General features: G+C 72.5%; 16 protein-coding genes. 12 read left to right on the plus strand and 4 right to left on the minus strand.

Annotated elements, in window-relative coordinates; all coding sequences use genetic code 11:
- The first annotated feature begins 198 nt into the window (after nt 1–198).
- From DEI96_RS06655 to DEI96_RS06680, 6 genes are read left to right on the plus strand one after another with little or no spacing between them, the layout of a single operon-like run.
- Nucleotides 199–1,617 carry an MFS transporter gene (locus DEI96_RS06655; RefSeq protein WP_111024851.1) on the plus strand — a complete coding sequence of 473 codons (1,419 nt, stop codon included), beginning with the start codon at nt 199–201 and terminating at the stop codon, nt 1,615–1,617.
- Nucleotides 1,614–3,359 (plus strand): dihydroxyacetone kinase family protein, encoded by a 1,746-nt coding sequence (locus DEI96_RS06660; protein WP_111024850.1) that lies wholly within the window; start codon nt 1,614–1,616, stop codon nt 3,357–3,359. Before DEI96_RS06655 ends, DEI96_RS06660 begins: the two co-directional genes overlap by 4 nt.
- Nucleotides 3,360–3,384: 25 nt before the next feature.
- Nucleotides 3,385–3,870 carry a ribose-5-phosphate isomerase gene (locus tag DEI96_RS06665; protein ID WP_111024849.1) on the plus strand — a complete coding sequence of 162 codons (486 nt, stop codon included), beginning with the start codon at nt 3,385–3,387 and terminating at the stop codon, nt 3,868–3,870.
- On the plus strand, nt 3,870–4,685 hold the full coding sequence (locus DEI96_RS06670; protein WP_111024848.1) for a triose-phosphate isomerase family protein: 816 nt from the start codon (nt 3,870–3,872) through the stop codon (nt 4,683–4,685). The genes DEI96_RS06665 and DEI96_RS06670 overlap by 1 nt, the downstream gene beginning before the upstream one ends.
- Nucleotides 4,682–5,527, plus strand: a complete 846-nt coding sequence (locus tag DEI96_RS06675; RefSeq protein ID WP_111024847.1) for a sugar phosphate isomerase/epimerase family protein — start codon at nt 4,682–4,684, stop codon at nt 5,525–5,527. The genes DEI96_RS06670 and DEI96_RS06675 overlap by 4 nt, the downstream gene beginning before the upstream one ends.
- Nucleotides 5,524–6,441 carry a phosphogluconate dehydrogenase C-terminal domain-containing protein gene (locus DEI96_RS06680; RefSeq protein ID WP_071406073.1) on the plus strand — a complete coding sequence of 306 codons (918 nt, stop codon included), beginning with the start codon at nt 5,524–5,526 and terminating at the stop codon, nt 6,439–6,441. The genes DEI96_RS06675 and DEI96_RS06680 overlap by 4 nt, the downstream gene beginning before the upstream one ends.
- A 32-nt stretch (nt 6,442–6,473) precedes the next feature.
- Here DEI96_RS06680 and DEI96_RS06685 read toward each other — a convergent pair whose 3' ends face one another.
- Nucleotides 6,474–8,075, minus strand: coding sequence for a D-apionate lactonase family protein (locus tag DEI96_RS06685; RefSeq protein WP_111024846.1), 1,602 nt, complete (start codon nt 8,073–8,075; stop codon nt 6,474–6,476).
- 80 nt (nt 8,076–8,155) lie between these two features.
- On the opposite strand from DEI96_RS06685, the gene DEI96_RS06690 reads away from it, so the two are divergent.
- The gene (locus DEI96_RS06690; RefSeq protein WP_111024845.1) at nt 8,156–8,917 is read left to right on the plus strand and encodes an SDR family NAD(P)-dependent oxidoreductase; all 762 of its coding nucleotides are present in this window, start codon (nt 8,156–8,158) and stop codon (nt 8,915–8,917) included.
- A 178-nt stretch (nt 8,918–9,095) separates the two neighbouring features.
- On the opposite strand, the gene DEI96_RS06695 is transcribed toward DEI96_RS06690, so the two are convergent.
- Nucleotides 9,096–10,052 carry a DUF1648 domain-containing protein gene (locus DEI96_RS06695; protein WP_258372993.1) on the minus strand — a complete coding sequence of 319 codons (957 nt, stop codon included), beginning with the start codon at nt 10,050–10,052 and terminating at the stop codon, nt 9,096–9,098.
- On the minus strand, nt 10,049–10,399 hold the full coding sequence (locus DEI96_RS06700) for a GntR family transcriptional regulator (protein WP_111024843.1): 351 nt from the start codon (nt 10,397–10,399) through the stop codon (nt 10,049–10,051). Before DEI96_RS06700 ends, DEI96_RS06695 begins: the two co-directional genes overlap by 4 nt.
- A gap of 122 nt (nt 10,400–10,521) precedes the next feature.
- On the opposite strand from DEI96_RS06700, the gene DEI96_RS06705 reads away from it, so the two are divergent.
- Nucleotides 10,522–10,716 carry a hypothetical protein gene (locus tag DEI96_RS06705; protein WP_071246336.1) on the plus strand — a complete coding sequence of 65 codons (195 nt, stop codon included), beginning with the start codon at nt 10,522–10,524 and terminating at the stop codon, nt 10,714–10,716.
- A gap of 85 nt (nt 10,717–10,801) precedes the next feature.
- The gene (locus DEI96_RS06710; RefSeq protein WP_111024842.1) at nt 10,802–11,329 is read left to right on the plus strand and encodes a hypothetical protein; all 528 of its coding nucleotides are present in this window, start codon (nt 10,802–10,804) and stop codon (nt 11,327–11,329) included.
- Nucleotides 11,330–11,338: 9 nt separating this feature from the next.
- Here the strand turns inward: DEI96_RS06710 and pdxR are convergent, their stop codons facing one another.
- A complete protein-coding gene (pdxR, locus tag DEI96_RS06715) occupies nt 11,339–12,775 on the minus strand; it encodes a MocR-like pyridoxine biosynthesis transcription factor PdxR (RefSeq protein ID WP_111024841.1) in 1,437 nt (478 codons plus the stop codon).
- 21 nt (nt 12,776–12,796) lie between these two features.
- Between pdxR and DEI96_RS06720 the strand changes: the two genes are divergently transcribed.
- The 3 genes from DEI96_RS06720 (at nt 12,797) to rlmN (ending at nt 16,008) form a co-directional block, all read left to right on the plus strand.
- The gene (locus DEI96_RS06720; protein ID WP_111024840.1) at nt 12,797–13,546 is read left to right on the plus strand and encodes a pyridoxamine 5'-phosphate oxidase family protein; all 750 of its coding nucleotides are present in this window, start codon (nt 12,797–12,799) and stop codon (nt 13,544–13,546) included.
- Between the two features lie 182 nt (nt 13,547–13,728).
- Entirely contained in the window at nt 13,729–14,682 is a 954-nt protein-coding gene (locus DEI96_RS06725) for a C40 family peptidase (RefSeq protein ID WP_111024839.1), read from the plus strand.
- 93 nt (nt 14,683–14,775) lie between these two features.
- Nucleotides 14,776–16,008: a dual-specificity RNA methyltransferase RlmN gene (gene rlmN, locus DEI96_RS06730; protein ID WP_017885785.1), complete on the plus strand. Its 1,233-nt coding sequence runs from the start codon at nt 14,776–14,778 to the stop codon at nt 16,006–16,008.
- The last annotated feature ends 16 nt before the right edge of the window (nt 16,009–16,024 follow it).

The raw sequence follows: 16,024 nt of genomic DNA on the forward strand, positions 1-16,024 counted from the left end.
CGGCCGAGCGCGACGCACACTGGATCAGGCGCACCGATGCGCCCGCTCCCGATCCGCGCAGCAGCACGGAGTGCGCCGAAGCAGCTGGCCGGAACATCCCGGCCCAGCAGCACGGACCATCCCGGCGCAGCCGCCAGGACCATCCCGGCGCAGCCGCCAGGACGGGAGTCGTACCACCCCCACCGAGCAGGAGTCATCGTGGACATCCCCGCCACGCGAGGCATCCCCACCTCGGTCGTCGAGAAGACGGCCATCCGCAAGATCGCGATCCGCATCGTGCCGTTCGTGGCACTGATGTTCTTCATCAACTTCCTCGACCGCACCGCGATCTCCTTCGCCGCCCCCAACGGCATGGAGGCCGACCTCGGCCTGACCGCCGCCCAGTTCGGCTTCGCGTCCGGTGTGTTCTTCATCGGCTACCTCGTACTCGAGGTGCCGTCCAACCTGGCGCTGCACAAGTTCGGCGCCCGGATCTGGCTCGCCCGCATCATGATCACGTGGGGCATCGTGTCCCTGCTCTTCACGTGGGTGCAGAACTACCCGCAGCTCGTCGGCCTGCGCTTCCTGCTCGGCATCGCCGAGGCCGGCTTCTTCCCCGGCGCGATCCTGTTCCTGTCGACCTGGGTCCCGGCCCGGCACCGCGGCAAGATGCTCGCGCTGTTCTACCTGGCGCAGCCGCTCACGAGCGTCATCGGTTCCCCGCTCGCCGGCTGGCTGATGACCCACGAGGGGATCCTCGGCGGCCTGGCCGGATGGCGCTTCATGTTCCTCTGCGTCTCGATCCCGGCGATCATCGTCGGTGTCCTGTGCCTCTTCGTCCTCAAGGACAAGCCGTCGCAGGCGAAGTGGCTCGACGAGGACGAGAAGGTCTGGCTGGAGACGACGCTCGCTGCCGAGAGCGCCGCGAAGGGCGGCGGAGACGGCCACGGCAAGGGCGGCCTGCGTGCGGCCTTCGGCTCCGGCCGCGTCTGGATGCTCGCCGCGGTGTACTTCGGCTTCATCTACGGCCTCTACGCGCTCAGCTTCTTCCTGCCGACGATCATCGACGGCTTCCAGGAGCAGTTCGGCACCACGTTCGACCTGTTCCAGAAGGGCCTCATCACGGCCATCCCGTACGTGCCCGCCGCGGTGGTCCTGTACTTCTGGTCGCGTGACGCCTTCCGTCGTGGCGTCCGGGTCTGGCACATCGCCGTCCCGGCCCTGGTCGGTGGCCTGAGCATCCCGGTCGCGCTCTACATGAACAGCCCGGCCGCCACCGTCGCGGTCATCGCGATCACCGCGTGTGCGATCTTCGCGGCCCTGCCGAACTTCTGGACGGTCCCCACGCAGTTCCTGACCGGTGCCGCCGCAGCCGCAGGGGTCGCCCTCATCAACACCGTCGGCAACCTCGGTGGATTCGCCGCCCCGTACATCACGGGTGCGGTCAGCGAGTGGACCGGCGGGTACCAGGTGCCGATGTTCATCGTCGGGTTCTTCATGGTGCTGTCGAGCGTGCTGATGTTCGTGCTCGGCCGGAACACGAAGCGCAACGAAGCAGCTGCCGCGGCGTCCGGAGCCGACACCGCGGTCGCCGCCACGGACGGACCGACCGCCATCGCGAAGGAGGCAGGCGCATGACCCGCCTGTTCAACGACCCGGCGGACTTCGCCGACGAGATGGTCGACGGCTTCGTCGCCGCCAACCGCGCCCGGGTCCGCAAGGTGCACGGCGGGGTCGCCCGCTCGACCACCAGCCCCGAGGGCACCGTCGCGCTGGTCGTCGGCGGTGGCTCCGGCCACTACCCGGCCTTCGGCGGACTCGTCGGGCACGGCCTGGCGGCCGGTGCCGCGATGGGCAACCTCTTCGCCAGCCCGAGCGCCCAGCAGGTCACCGCGGTCGCGAAGGCGTCCGAGCACGGTGGCGGCGTGCTGCTGAGCTACGGCAACTACGCCGGCGACGTCCTGAACTTCGACGCCGCGGCACGGGCTCTCGAGGCGCAGGGCATCGACGTCCGCACGGTCCGCGTGACCGACGACGTCGCGTCCGCGCCCGCCGACCAGGCACACAAGCGCCGCGGCATCGCGGGGGACCTCTGCGTGTTCAAGGTGGCCGGCGCGGCCGCTGAGCGCGGCGACGACCTCGACGCGGTCACCGCGATCGCGACCCGGGCCAACGACCGCACCCGCAGCTTCGGGGTCGCGTTCTCGGGCTGCTCCCTGCCCGGCGCCGACGAGCCGCTCTTCACCGTCCCCGAGGGGCGCATGGCGATCGGCATGGGCATCCACGGCGAACGCGGCATCGCCGAGGCCGACGTCCCCACCGCGGACGGTCTGGCCGACCTGCTCGTCGACAAGCTCCTCACCGAGCGACCCGACGACATCGGCACCGGCACCGGCACCGCAACAGCACCCGCCGGCCCCCGCGTCGTCCCCATCCTCAACGGCCTCGGCTCCGTCAAGTACGAGGAACTCTTCGTCGTCTTCGGCGCCGTCCAGCGGAAGCTCACCGACGCCGGCATCGTCGTCGTGGAGCCCGAGGTCGGCGAACTCGTCACCAGCTTCGACATGGCGGGCGTCTCGCTCACCCTGTTCTGGCTCGACGACGAACTCGAGCAGCTCTGGGCCGCCCCCGCCGACGCCCCCGCGTACCGCAAGGGCGGCGCCGTCCCGCAGCAGCCCGTGCCGGTCGAGGTGCTCGAAGCCGGCGTCGTCGTGCCCGTGACGCCCGGCACCGAGGAGTCCCAGGCCGCAGCAGTGCGGGTCGCGAGCGCGATCGCAGCGATCCGCGCCACGATCGACGACCACGCCGACGAGCTCGGCCGCATCGACGCCGTCGCCGGGGACGGCGACCACGGCATCGGCATGCAGCGCGGCTCCACCGCCGCCGACCGTGCGGCACAGGACGCCGCCGCCCGTGGCGCCGGTGCCGGTTCGGTCCTCGCGATCGCCGGAGACGCCTGGTCCGACAAGGCCGGTGGGACGTCCGGTGCGATCTGGGGTGCCGCCCTGGAGGCACTGGGTCGCGTCCTCGGCGACGACGAACGCCCGTCGCCAGCCATCGTCCAGAGCGCGGTGCACGCCGCCACCGAAGCCGTCCTGGCATTCGGGGCCGTGCCCGGCGACAAGACGATGGTCGACGCGCTCGTGCCGTTCGACCAGGTCTTCTCCGCCCGGGTCGACGCCGGCGACGAACTCGTCGACGCCTGGTCGGCCGCCTCGGCTGCCGCACAGACCGCGGCGGACGCCACGGCCGACCTGTTGCCGCGGATGGGCCGCGCCCGCACCCACGGCGAGGACGCCGTCGGCACCCCGGACGCCGGCGCGATCTCCTTCGCGCTCATCACCGCCGCGGTCCTGGCGACCATCGCCGTCCCCGCCTGACCCCCACCACGAAAGGCACACCCGCATGAGTGAGCAGCAGTTCCGCATCGTCGTCGGTTCGGACGACGCCGGCTTCGACTACAAGGAGGTCATCAAGGCCGACCTGGCGAAGGACCCCCGCGTGGCCTCGGTCGTCGACGTGGGCGTGGACGCCGACGGCCACACCGCCTACCCGCACGTCGCCGTCGACGCCGCCCGTCTCGTGGCGAACGGCGAGGCCGACCGCGCGATCCTGATCTGCGGCACCGGCCTCGGTGTCGCGATCGCGGCGAACAAGGTCCCCGGCATCCGCGCCGTGACCGCGCACGACTCGTTCTCGGTGGAGCGCTCGATCCTGTCGAACGACGCCCAGGTGCTCTGCATGGGCCAGCGCGTCGTCGGGGTCGAGGTCGCGCGCCGGATGGCGAAGGAGTGGCTCGGCTACACCTTCGACCAGACGAGCGCGAGCGCGTCGAAGGTCCAGGCCATCTGTGCCTACGACGGCTCCGCCCCGGTCGGGACCGACGCCTGATGCCCGCGACCACGGCAGCCGCCCCGGTGACGATCGGGGTGTCGCTCAAGATGTACTTCTCGCACGCCCGGACGCTCGAGTGGGCGGCCGCCGTGGCCGACATCGCCCGGAGCCACCCGGCGGTGCGGTCCGGCGCGGTCGAGCTCTTCGTCATCCCGACGTTCCCCGCGCTCGTCCCGGTCCGTGCGGTGATCGGGGACGCCCCCGTGACGCTCGGCGCGCAGGACCTGGCGTGGGCGGACAGCGGCGCGTTCACCGGCGAGGTCTCCGGCGCCGAACTCCGTGAGATCGGGGTCGACCTCGTCGAGATCGCACACGCCGAGCGACGCGAACTGTTCCACGAGACGGACGACGAGATCGCCGGCAAGGTACACGCGGCGTACCGCAACCACCTGCGGCCCCTGATCTGCATCGGCGAGACCGAGCGCGCCGCCGACGGCGACCCCGCGGCGGCGATCGCCGAGGTCACCGCGCAGCTCGACCGCTTCACCGCCACCGCGACCGCCGACGGCATCGCCGGACCGCTCATCGCCGCGTACGAACCGGTGTGGGCGATCGGCGCCCCGCAGCCCGCGCCCGACGAACACATCGTCGCGGTCCTCGCCGGCATCGAGCAGCACCTGGCGAACCGGCCGGAGCTCGCCGGCTCCGTCGCGATCTACGGCGGCAGTGCCGGTCCGGGCCTGCTGACCCGCGGTGCCGGAAGCATCGGCGGCCTGTTCCTCGGCCGCTTCGCCCACGACCCGGAGGCGATCCGCACGATCCTCGACGAAGCCGAGGCGCTGGCCGCGACGCAGGACGGAGCACCGGCGTGACCTCCCTGCTCGGCCTCTCCACCTACGCCTACTTCTGGCGTATGTCCGACCGCGTCCCGTCGCCGCTGTCCCTCGACGACGCCCTGCGCGACGCCGCGTCGCACGACGGCGTCGACCTGTTCCAGATCTGCGACCACCTGCCGCTCGACACCGCGACCGACGAGCGCCTGGCCTCGATCCGGTCCCTGGCCGCCGACCTCGGGCTCACGCTCGAGGTCGGCACCCGCGGCACCCGGCCGGAGCACCTCGCCCGGTACCTGCACGTCGCGCAGCAGCTCGGCGCGACCCTCGTGCGCAGCATGTGGACGAGCGGTGCCGACCAGCCCGACGCGGCCGAGACCGAACGACGCCTGCGGCAGGCGCTCCCCGCCTACGAGCGTGCGGGCGTGACCCTCGCACTGGAGACGTACGAGGTCGTCGCCACCGCCGACCTCGTCGCCGTCGTCCGGGCGATCGACTCCGACCACCTCGGCATCTGCCTCGACCCGGCGAACACCGTCGCCCGACTCGAACACCCGGGGGACGTCGTGGCGATGACCTCCCCGCACGTCGTCAACTGGCACGTCAAGGACTCCGCCTTCACCCGCTCACCGGGCTGGGTCGGGTTCCAGTACACCGGCGTCCGCACGGGCACCGGAATCCTCGACTACACCGCCGTCCGCGCTGCGATCGAGCCCGACACCCGGGGGATCAACCGCGTCATCGAGTTCTGGCTGCCGTGGCAGGACGAGCACGCCGGCGCCGAACCCCTGCCGGGGGAGACCCCCGCACAGACCACCACCCGCATCGAAGCGGCGTGGACCGAACACACCATCGAGTACATCAGGAGCAAGGAATCATGACCGACACCGTCACCACCACCCACACCGTCGCTGCCGGATCCGGCACGGCCGACGTCACCGTCGCCGTGATCGGTGCCGGCGGCAAGATGGGCACCCGCGTCTCGAACAACTTCGCGAAGAGCGAGTACACGACCCTGTACAGCGAGGCCTCGCCCGCCGGCCAGGAGCGCATCCAGGCCCTCGGCCGCGAGATCACCGACAGCCTCGACGCCGCGAAGGCCGCCGACGTCGTCATCCTCGCCGTCCCGGACGTCCTGCTCGGCACCATCTCAGAGCAGCTCGTCCCCGTCATGAAGCCCGGCGCGTCGATCCTGACGCTCGACCCCGCGGCCGCCTACGCCGGTCTGCTGGCGAAGCGCGAGGACATCCACTACGCCGTGGCGCACCCGTGCCACCCGTCGGTGTTCCTCGAGCGCACCACCAAGGCCGAGTGGGACGACACGTTCGGTGGCATCGCCGCCCCGCAGGAGGTCATCGCAGCGTTCGACGCCTCGGAGTCGCTCGGCGACGAGGGCGACCGCGCCAAGGCCGTCGCCGAGGCCGTCATCACCACGATGTACGCCCCGGTCATCCAGGTGCACTGGGTCACGGTGAAGCAGCTGGCGGTGCTCGAGCCGACCCTGGTCGAGACCATCGCCTGCATGATCGGCGACTTCCTCAACGACGCCCTCGAAGAAACGGTCACCGGTGTCGGCGTGCCCCGCGAGGCCGCCCGCGCCATGCTCTACGGCCACACGTGGATCGCGCTGACGAACGGCCTGCGCGGCTCGAACCCGTTCTCCGACGCCTGCCACATCGCGATGGGCTACGGCCGCGAGAAGCTCATCAAGGAGGACTGGAAGCAGGTCTTCGACGACAGCGAGCTCGACTCGGTCATCGCGAAGATGCTCAAGATCGACGCCGTCCGGCGCTGAGCCGGACCGCCACCGACCACCGCGCCGACCCGTCAGCGCGCCCGGACCGGAACGCCCCGCCGACCCCCTTCCGGCGGGGTGTTCCCCGTGCCGTCGGCGGCCACGAACCCGCGCGGCCCCCACGCCTCGGCCAGCGTGATCGAGGCCACGCCCGGCACCGTCAGCGCTCGCGCCGCGTCGGCGAACCACCGCTCGGCGGCCGGCGTGTGCTGCGCTGGGTCGGTCGCGTCCGGAACGGTCTCCGGCCCGTACCCGTACCCGTGCTCGACGGTCGCGTCCGTCTCGACCCGGGTCGGCGCCGTCGCCACCGCGTTGAACCGTGGCCGCAGCGTCACCGGTCCGACGTGCAGCGCCCTGCCGGCGGCCAGCCTGGAGGCGCTGCTCACCACCCAGCGCTGCATCCGGATCGACTCGGTCACCTGTTCGGGCGACCGGTCGTGCATCTGCGGCGTCACGCTGCAGGTCAGGGGGCCGTCCCAACCCGAGAACACCGCGATCGACCGGTTCAGCTCGGTGAAGTGGGCACGGGTGCCGGCGACGACCTCCAGCGCGCCGACCGCTGCCACCGCTTCGCGCAGTGCCCGCTGCAGCGCCGGTGTCGTCACGTGCGACACCGGGTCGAACGCCCCGACGCGAGCCACCGGCCCGCCCGCGAGCACCGCGTCGATCGCCGCGCGCAGCAGCACCGGGTCGTCGGTGACGAACCGGACGTCCAGGGGAGCGCCACCCGCGTCCCGCCGGGCCGAGGCGAGCACCGCCTCGACGTTCGGGGCCCCGAGGACCGGCTCGACCAGGATCGGGAACCCGCGGAGCAGGTCGGCGTCGTCCGGGCGCGCGGCGACCGGCGCCGAGCCCGCGAGCAGCTGGAGCGTCGGCGGCGGCTTGAGCACGGCACCGGGAGCCGGCCCGTCGAGCGCCGCGAGGTCCGGGGCGGAGGAGGCCGCGCCTCCCGACCGGGTGCCCGGACCACCTGCCGGATCGACCGCCGTCGCACGCAGGGCGAGCCCCTGCCGGACCGTCGTCCCCGGCGTGATCGCGACCGGGAAGGGTTCGGCGAGCGGCGTCGAGTACGTCTTGAACGAGGCGTCGGTCCAGTTGCGCTGGTCCTCCATCTCGAACACGTCGCCGGTCAGGTCGAGCGACAGCGCGGTCGCGCCCACCGACCAGTCGAGCCCGGCGACGTCGACGGCCGGCTGGTGCGGCGCGATCCAGAACGGGAACGCCGTCGCGGTCCTGCCGCGGGACGGATGCCGCACCGTGAGCGGCTGCCCGGCCAGGGTCGGCGGGTGCAGGACGACGAGCCCGACGCGGTTGCGGCGGAAGGCCTTCGTGACCGTCCCGACCGCGGCGACCCGCAGGGTGTCGTCGTCGAGCGTGACCTCGAGGACGGTTCGCACGACCTCGACGCCGTCGTACCGTGCACTGGTCTCGATGTGGATGCGGCCCTCATCGCCGGACACCGTCCGTGTCAGCACGGTGTCGTCGGCGGTGCGCCAGTCATGGTCGCGGACGACGAACCGGACGGCGCGCAGGACGAGCGCGCCCCGGAACGTGACGTCGGCGAGTTCGGCTCCGCGCAGGGCCAGACGCCAGGGCCCGACGGACACGATCTCGTCGTTCGACGTCGCAGTCATGGTGCATGCCTAGCACCGGTCAACCGGTTGGGCAATGATGGGGGTGACGGAGCAGCGCTGCTCCGAGGACGGAGTCCCACATGACCGCACGACTCGACGGCCGGACCGCACTCGTTACGGGAGCGGGGTCCGGCATCGGCCGCGCGATCGCCGACCGCTTCGTGGCCGAGGGGGCCACCGTCGTCTACGCCGACCGCGACGCCGACGCGGCCGCCGGTGCAGCCGCGGGAGCCGGCACGGCCGCGATCGGCCTGACGATGGACATCGCCGACGAGGCGAGCGTGGCCGCGGGGTTCGCCGGACTGGCCGACCGTGGCGCGAGCCCCGACGTGGTGGTCGCGAACGCCGGTGTGCAGCTGTTCGGCCACGACGCGAAGGTCGCCGACCTGCCGCTCGAGACCTGGGACCGCACGCTCGCGGTCAACCTCACCGGGACGTTCCTGACGATCAAGCACGCCGTCCGGGCGATGCTCGCGAACGGCACCGGCGGGTCGGTCATCGCCACCGGGTCGCCCACCGGCCTGAACGGCGAGGGCGCCGACTTCGCGGCGTACTCCTCGACCAAGGGCGGCATCCACGCACTCGTCCGGGCGACCGCGATGGCCTACGCGCGGGACGGCATCCGGGTGAACACGGTCGTGCCGGGCTACACCGAGACCGGCCTCGTGTCGGCGATCTCCGGCGACCCCGAGGCCCGAGCCGCGATCATCGCCCGCACCCCGCTCGGTCGCCCGGGCACCCCCGACGACGTCACCGGGATCATGGTCTACCTCGCCAGCCCGGAGTCGTCCTACGCCACCGGGGCGGAGTTCCGTGTCGACGGCGGCATGACGAGCCTCTGACCCGACGCACGCCAGCAGCCGGTCCTGCGAAAGCGACAGTGTGCCGCCGAACGTTCGCGGCACACTGTCGCTCTGACGGGACAGTCGCCGGAGCGGTCACGAGGTGTGTCGCTTCCGCGCAAAGGTCCCGCCCGCCGCCGAACCCGCCACACCGCCCTGGAGGCCCGGCGCGGCCCCGTCAGTCAGTCTCGCGCCCGGCGAGCAGCGCGCCCAGGGCTGCGGCACCGCCCGCAGCGTCGGGCACGGTCACCATCCGCGCCTGCCCGCCGCGGAGCCGCGCGACCAACCCCGGCCCGGACCGCACGACGTAGGCGACACCGCGGCCCGAGATGCGGTAGCCCCAGCCGCCCCACTGACCCGGGGACACCTGCTCCCAGCCGCACGACTCGATGCGGTCCAGCGGGACGCGCATGAGGGGGATCCTCGTCCAGGTGGACGTGAGCCGCATGCCGCGACGGTCGACGGTGAGCTCCACCCGCGCCAGCACCAGCACAGCGAGACCCGCGAGCACCATCGCCAGGCCGGAGACGACCGCCGTCGTCACCCCGGCCGATGCCGTCCAGACGGCGGTGCCGACGCCGAGCACCACGACGACTACCCCGAGCACCGCGAACCACCGGCTGCCGACGCGTGCGCGCCAGGCGACGCGGGTGTCGGGCCCGACCGCCAGGGGAGCGACCTCGTGGGCCGGCACGGGTGCAGCGACCCGGAACAGTGCGAGCACGGGGACGGCGGCGACCACCACGGCGACGAGCAGGAACGGGACCGTCCACCAGGGGGACAGGGTGCCATCGCCGGCCGTGTTCGTCCATGCGAGCACGACCCAGGCCGTGCCGAGGGTCCCGGCCGGCAGGTTCGCGACGAGCAGCACCGTGGCTGCCGTCCGCCTGTCGCGCCAGCGCAGCGCGGAGAACGCGAGTACGACGGCCACCAGTGCCACCGCCAGGGTGACCCAGAAGGCCGTCCACGGTGATCCCCAGCCGTCGGCGGTGCCGTCCGTCCGGAAGTGGATCGCGATCCGCGCGGGCATGGTGGACGCTGCGAGGACCGCGGTGAGCACAAGTCCCACCGCGACCAGGAGCCCTGGTGCCGTCACGGCCAGCCGTGTGCCGGTGGTCATCGGTCGAGTCGTCATCGTGCCCCCTTGATCATCGTGAACAGGTCGTCGAGCGAGACGCCCAGGGTGTCCGCCTGGTCACGCAGCTCGTCGACGAGCGTGCGCAACCGGTCGAACGAGGCGTTGCCCGATCGCAGGACCGTCGCACCGCGGCCGCGCCGCAACTCGATCAGTCCGTCGTCCTGCAGCAGCGCGTAGGCGCGCAGGACGGTGTGCATGTTGACGTCGACCGAGGCGGCGAGGTCCCGCGCAGCGGGCAGCCGCTCGCCGTTCCGGAGCTCGCCGCGGGCGATCGCATGGCGGATCTGGGTGGCGACCTGCTCTGCCAGGGTCGCTCGCGCCTGCGGGTCGACGGTGATCAACATGTTCGCATTCTATGCGAACAATCCGGCATCGCACCAGGGCTGGTCCACCCGTTCGGAACCAGTTTGGCCGCGGAACGCAGCACGTGGTTCCGCGGCTCCCGGCACGCGTACCGTCCGTCTCGATGACCGAATCACCCACCACCACCGCCCCGTCGAACTACGAGTCCGCCGACGGTGTGGACCCCCTGCACGTCACCACCTACCGACAGGTCCGCAAGGCCGCTCGCCGCGGACACGCGCTGCCCGGCGACGCCGGAGAGCCGTCCCTCGCCGACCTCGTGAACGCCCGGAAGAACGGCACCGCCGAGTCCCGCTGACGCAAGCTCACGATCCGGTCTCGACCAGGTCTCGATCGGGACACGACGACGCGAACGGCACGACGGCGCTGCCACGATGACGTCCATGGTCTCCTTCCGGTCCGCACTGCCCCTCGTCGTCGTGAGCGCGGTCCTCGTGTCCGGCTCGCTCGCCGGTTGCTCGGCCGATACCGATACCGACGCCGACGCAGCGGCGCGGTCGACGTCGACCCCGAAGCCGACCTCGGAGACCTCGGACGCCCAGCCCGTGCGCGGTGCGACGGACCCGATGGAAGAAGACCGGAGTGCTGCGGCGATGTGCGGCCAGATCAGTGCGCTGACGACGATCTCGCTGAACGCGACGGTCGGGCGGAGCCAGGGCGATCTCTCCGAGGCGCAGTACCAGGCACTGATCGCCGCGGAACGCTTCGGCTACGAGCACCTGTCGAGCAGCGACGAGGAGCTCGACGACGCGATCGACTACGCCCACGAGTACCTCGACGCGCACCCCGCACCGAAGTCCGGGCCGGCGCTCGAGATGACCCCCGAGTGGGAACTCGTCGGCCGCACGCTGAACACCGCGTGCCAGCGGGCCGGGTCGAACGTCGTGGGCACCGCCCAGTACGGCGGCTGACGACGCGGATCAGGCTCCCGTGACCGCCGTCACCAGGGCGTCGAGCGCCCGGTCGAGCTCCGGCAGCGTCACGGCGCCGTAGCCGAACACGATGCCCGGCGGCGTGCTGCCGGGTGCGAGCCCGTACTCCTCGAGCGACGCCACGAGCACCCCGGCGTCCGCCAGCCGACGCGCGATCTGCGCCCCGGTGGTCGGACCCGACCACGTGACCACCGCGTGCAGTCCGCCGTTCAGGGCACGGGCCTCCAGGCCGGCGACGTCGCCGAGCCGAGTCGCGATCCGGGCCCGGCGGTGCGTGTAGTCGCGGCGCACCCGACCCAGGTGCCGTCGCAGCGCACCCGTCCGCAGCAGGTGCACGAGCGCGGCCTGCACCGGTTCGGCGACGACCGCGCCACGTGCCCGACGGGCGGCGAGCACCGCCTCCGTCACCGGGGAACCGGTCGCTGCGACCATCGGCAGCACGACGTAGGCGCAGCGAAGCCGGGGGTCGAGCGTCTTCGAGAAGCCGCCGACGTGCAGGACCACGCCCTCGGCGTCGAGTGCGGCCAGTGCGGGCACGGGCGCGCCGCGGTGCCGGAACTCGGAGTCGTAGTCGTCCTCCACCACCACCGTGCCGGTGGCCGCGGCCCAGGTGAGCAGCCGCCGGCGCCGGGCGACGGGCATCACCGACCCGAGTGGGTACTGGTGCGTCGGGCTGACCAGGACGGCGTCGACCGGTCCGGCGGCTTCGAGCGCGTCGAGGTCGAGGCCGTCCTCGCCGACCGGGACGCCCACCAGGGACCCGCCCGCGCTCGTGACCGCACGGTGTCCGGTGCGGTAGCCGGGGTCCTCGACAGCGACGACGGGAGCGCGACCCAGCAGCCCCCGCAGCGCCTCGGTGACGAGCGACAGCGCCTCCGAGGTCCCCGCGGTCACGAGCACCCGGTCGACCGACGTCGTGAAGCCGCGGGTCAGGCCGAGCTGGGCGACGACCTGTGCGCGAAGGTCGGGGGAGCCGAGGGGCTCTGCGATCGCGTTCCGGAGCGGGGCCGATGCCGCTGCGTGCCAGGCTGCCCGCCAGTCCCGCTGCGGGATGGCGGTGACGGCGGGGATGCCGGGTCGGCAATCGACGGGCGGGGGAACCTGCGCCGGATCGTCGGGGTCGGGGAAGCGGGCGCCGACCGAAGCCGAAGCCGGAGCCGCGTCCACCGTCACACTCGCCGCGACCCGCGCGAGGGCACCGTGCCGCGTCCGCAGGTACCCCTCGCCGTCGAGCTGCTCGTACGCCGCGACGACGGTGCCCCGGGCCACCCCGAGCTCCGCCGCCAGCGCCCGCGTCGAGGGCAGCGGATCGCCCTCGCGCAGGGTGCCGTCGTGCACCATCCCGCGCACCCGTGCCACCACCTCGGACACCTTGCTCGACTGGTCCACCGTGATCGCCCCGATCTGGTCCAGGCACCGGACCACTGGTGACCCTAGCGTGACGACGTGCCCACCTCGAGTCCCGAACCAGAACCGACAGCCGACGACCCCTCGCTCCGCGTCCGCCGCCTGCGCGACCGCCAGTCCGACGACCCCGCCGTCCTGCGCGCGATCCTCGCCGAGGCCCACCTCGCCCACGTCGGCATCGTCCGCGGCGGCCACCCCGTCGTCCTGCCGTTCCTCTGCGCCGTCGGCGACCTCGGCGACGGCCCCGTCCTGCTGCTGCACGGCTCGACCGGTGGTGGGCTGTTCCTCGACGCCGGGGCCGAGGGCGTCCCGGTCGCCGCCACCGTCACCCACCTGGACGGCCTCGTCTTCGCACGCTCGACCAACGACAGCTCGGCGAACTACCGCAGCGCGATGATCGCCGGGCGCGCGACCGTGGTGCCGACCGAGCTGCGCACCGAAGCCCTGTGGCAGGTGGCCGACCACCTCATGCCGGGCCGCCGAGCCGAGGTGCGTGAGATGACCGCGAAGGAGGTCCGCGCCACCCAGGTCCTCCAGCTGCCCCTCGACCGCGCGAGCGTCAAGGTCCGCGCCCACGGTGTCGGCGAGGACCCGGCGGACGGCGAGGACCACTCCGTCTGGGCGGGCGTCCTGCCACTCGCGGTGCGCGCCGGTGTCCCGATCCCGGGGGACATCTCGGGGGACAGCCCGGTGGACGCATCGGTCGTCGCGCTGTCGGCTCGCCTCGACCGCCTGGCGGCCGACCGGGAGGCCCGGATCGCCGCCGTCATGCGGGTCACGCCGGTCTGAGCCCGGGTCCACCGCCGCGGGCCGGCTCCGGAACGCCCGTGCGCGCCGTCGGAGTGACCTGCGAGCGGTGCTCGTTCCTGTGACCAGCCGCAGGAACACTCCGGCGCTGCCCAGCCGCGAGCACCGTCGTGACCAATACGTTACTTTCCGGACCGCCGAGTGGTCCCGACCCGGAAGGACCCATGGGACGCCACACCCTGCCTGCAGCAGCCGACGACCGTCAGCCCGCGCGAACGCACACGCACCCCGCGGTCGACCCCGCGCCGCTGACGCCGGACACGCAGCAGTCCCGTCCCCGTGGCCGCCGCTCGGCCCTCGGCCCGGCGGCCGCCCGCTCCACCTTCGTCGAGCACCCGAAGCCGGCCCGGACCGTGCGGATGCAGCCGCGTCCCGCCCCCGTCGCCTCGTCGGCCGGCAGTGCGGTGCTGAGCCGGACCGCCACCCTGCGGGCCGAGCGCGCCGTCGACCCGCGGCACATCCGTCGTTCCGCCAACGCGAAGCGTGCCGCGATCCTGCTCGCCCCCGCGATCGCGGTGACCTCGAGCCTGACGCTCGCCCTGCCCGCGAACGCCGACACCCTGCCCGCGGACACCCGCTCGGGCACGACCACGGGGCAGGCCGCTCAGACCTTCACGGTGGCGCACGACGTCCAGGTCCCCGTCGTCTCCACCGACGGCATGACCACGACGACGACGATCGTGTCGTACCCGACGCTCGACCTCCGCTTCGGGGTGACGACCGCGCAGGCACAGTCCGCGTTGTCCGCCGCACTCTCGGCCGGCGGCGACCGGGCCACGATCGTGCAGACCGCCCTGCAGTACATGGGGGACCCGTACGTCGAGGGCGGCGCGAGCCACGAGGGCATCGACTGCTCCGGGCTCACGATGGTCGCCTACCAGGCGGTGGGGATCCAGCTCGTGCACTACGTGCCGACGCAGGACGCCGTCGCCACCACGATCCCGGAGTCCGAGGCACTGCCTGGTGACCTCGTCGTGTACGACGACGAGGACCACGTCGGCCTGTACCTCGGCCAGGGACTCGTGCTGCAGGCACCGCACCCGGGCGAGGTCGTCGACATCGTCCCGATGTACTCGGCGGCGCACCACTTCGCGCGCGTCCTGCCCGCCGGCAGCTGACCCGACCAGCCGTGGTGCGGCCGTGGTGGTGACCAGCAGGACCACCCGGATGGGGCGTCCCCACCGATCACGGGCCTCCCGTATCCTGGAGTGATGGCTTCCGACACCCGCACCCCGTTCGAACAGCAGCAGTCTGCTCGTCCGCAGGTGCGCCCGCGCACCGAGGGCTGGAAGCAGGCCACCGACACCGACGGTCGCCCGCTCCTGCAGTTCGCGTCCCCGAAGCGTGGCAAGCCGCCCGTGCACCTGGCCGACCTGACGGCCGAGGAACGCGAGGCCCGCGTGAAGGAACTCGGCCTGCCCGGGTTCCGCGCCAAGCAGCTCGCGACCCACTACTTCCAGCACTACACGTCCGACCCGGCCAAGATGACCGACCTGCCCGCCGCCCAGCGGGAGCAGCTCGTCGCCGGGATGCTGCCGCCACTCCTCACCGAGACCCGGCGCCTGGCGACGGACAACGGCGACACGATCAAGTTCCTCTGGAAGCTGCACGACGGCGCCTTGGTCGAGTCGGTCCTCATGCGCTACCCGGGCCGCATCACCCTGTGCGTCTCGTCCCAGGCCGGCTGCGGCATGAACTGCCCCTTCTGCGCCACCGGCCAGGCGGGGCTGACCCGCAACATGTCCACTGCCGAGATCATCGAGCAGATCGTCCGGGCCAACGCCGCGATCGCCGCCGGTGAACTCGGGGGCGATCCCCGCAAGGGTGGCAACGACCGCGTCGACGCCGAGCGCGTGACGAACATCGTGTTCATGGGCATGGGGGAGCCGCTCGCGAACTACAAGCGGGTGATGGACGCCGTGCGGTTGATGGTCGCGCCGCAGCCGAACGGTCTGGGCATGAGTGCCCGCGGCATCACGGTGTCGACCGTGGGACTCGTGCCGGCGATGATCAAGCTCGCGGACGAAGGGATCCCGCTCACCTTCGCGCTGTCCCTGCACGCACCCGACGACGAGCTCCGCGACGAGCTCATCCCGGTGAACTCGCGCTGGAAGGCCGACGAGGCGATCGACGCCGCCCACAACTACTACGTCAAGACCGGTCGTCGTGTCTCGATCGAGTACGCGCTCATCAAGGACATGAACGACCACGCCTGGCGAGCCGACCTGCTCGCCGAGAAGCTCAACAAGCGCGGCAAGGGGTGGGTGCACGTCAACCCGATCCCGCTCAACCCGACGCCGGGCTCCGTGTGGACCTCGTCCGAGGTGCACGTGCAGGACGAGTTCGTCCGCCGGCTCAACGCCGCCGGCATCCCGACGACCCTGCGCGACACCCGCGGCAAGGAGATCGACGGGGCGTGCGGGCAGTTGGCAGCGGCCGAGTAGGCCGGTCCGGTCGTTC

Source organism: Curtobacterium sp. MCLR17_031, assembly GCF_003234775.2.
Lineage (GTDB): Bacteria > Actinomycetota > Actinomycetes > Actinomycetales > Microbacteriaceae > Curtobacterium > Curtobacterium flaccumfaciens.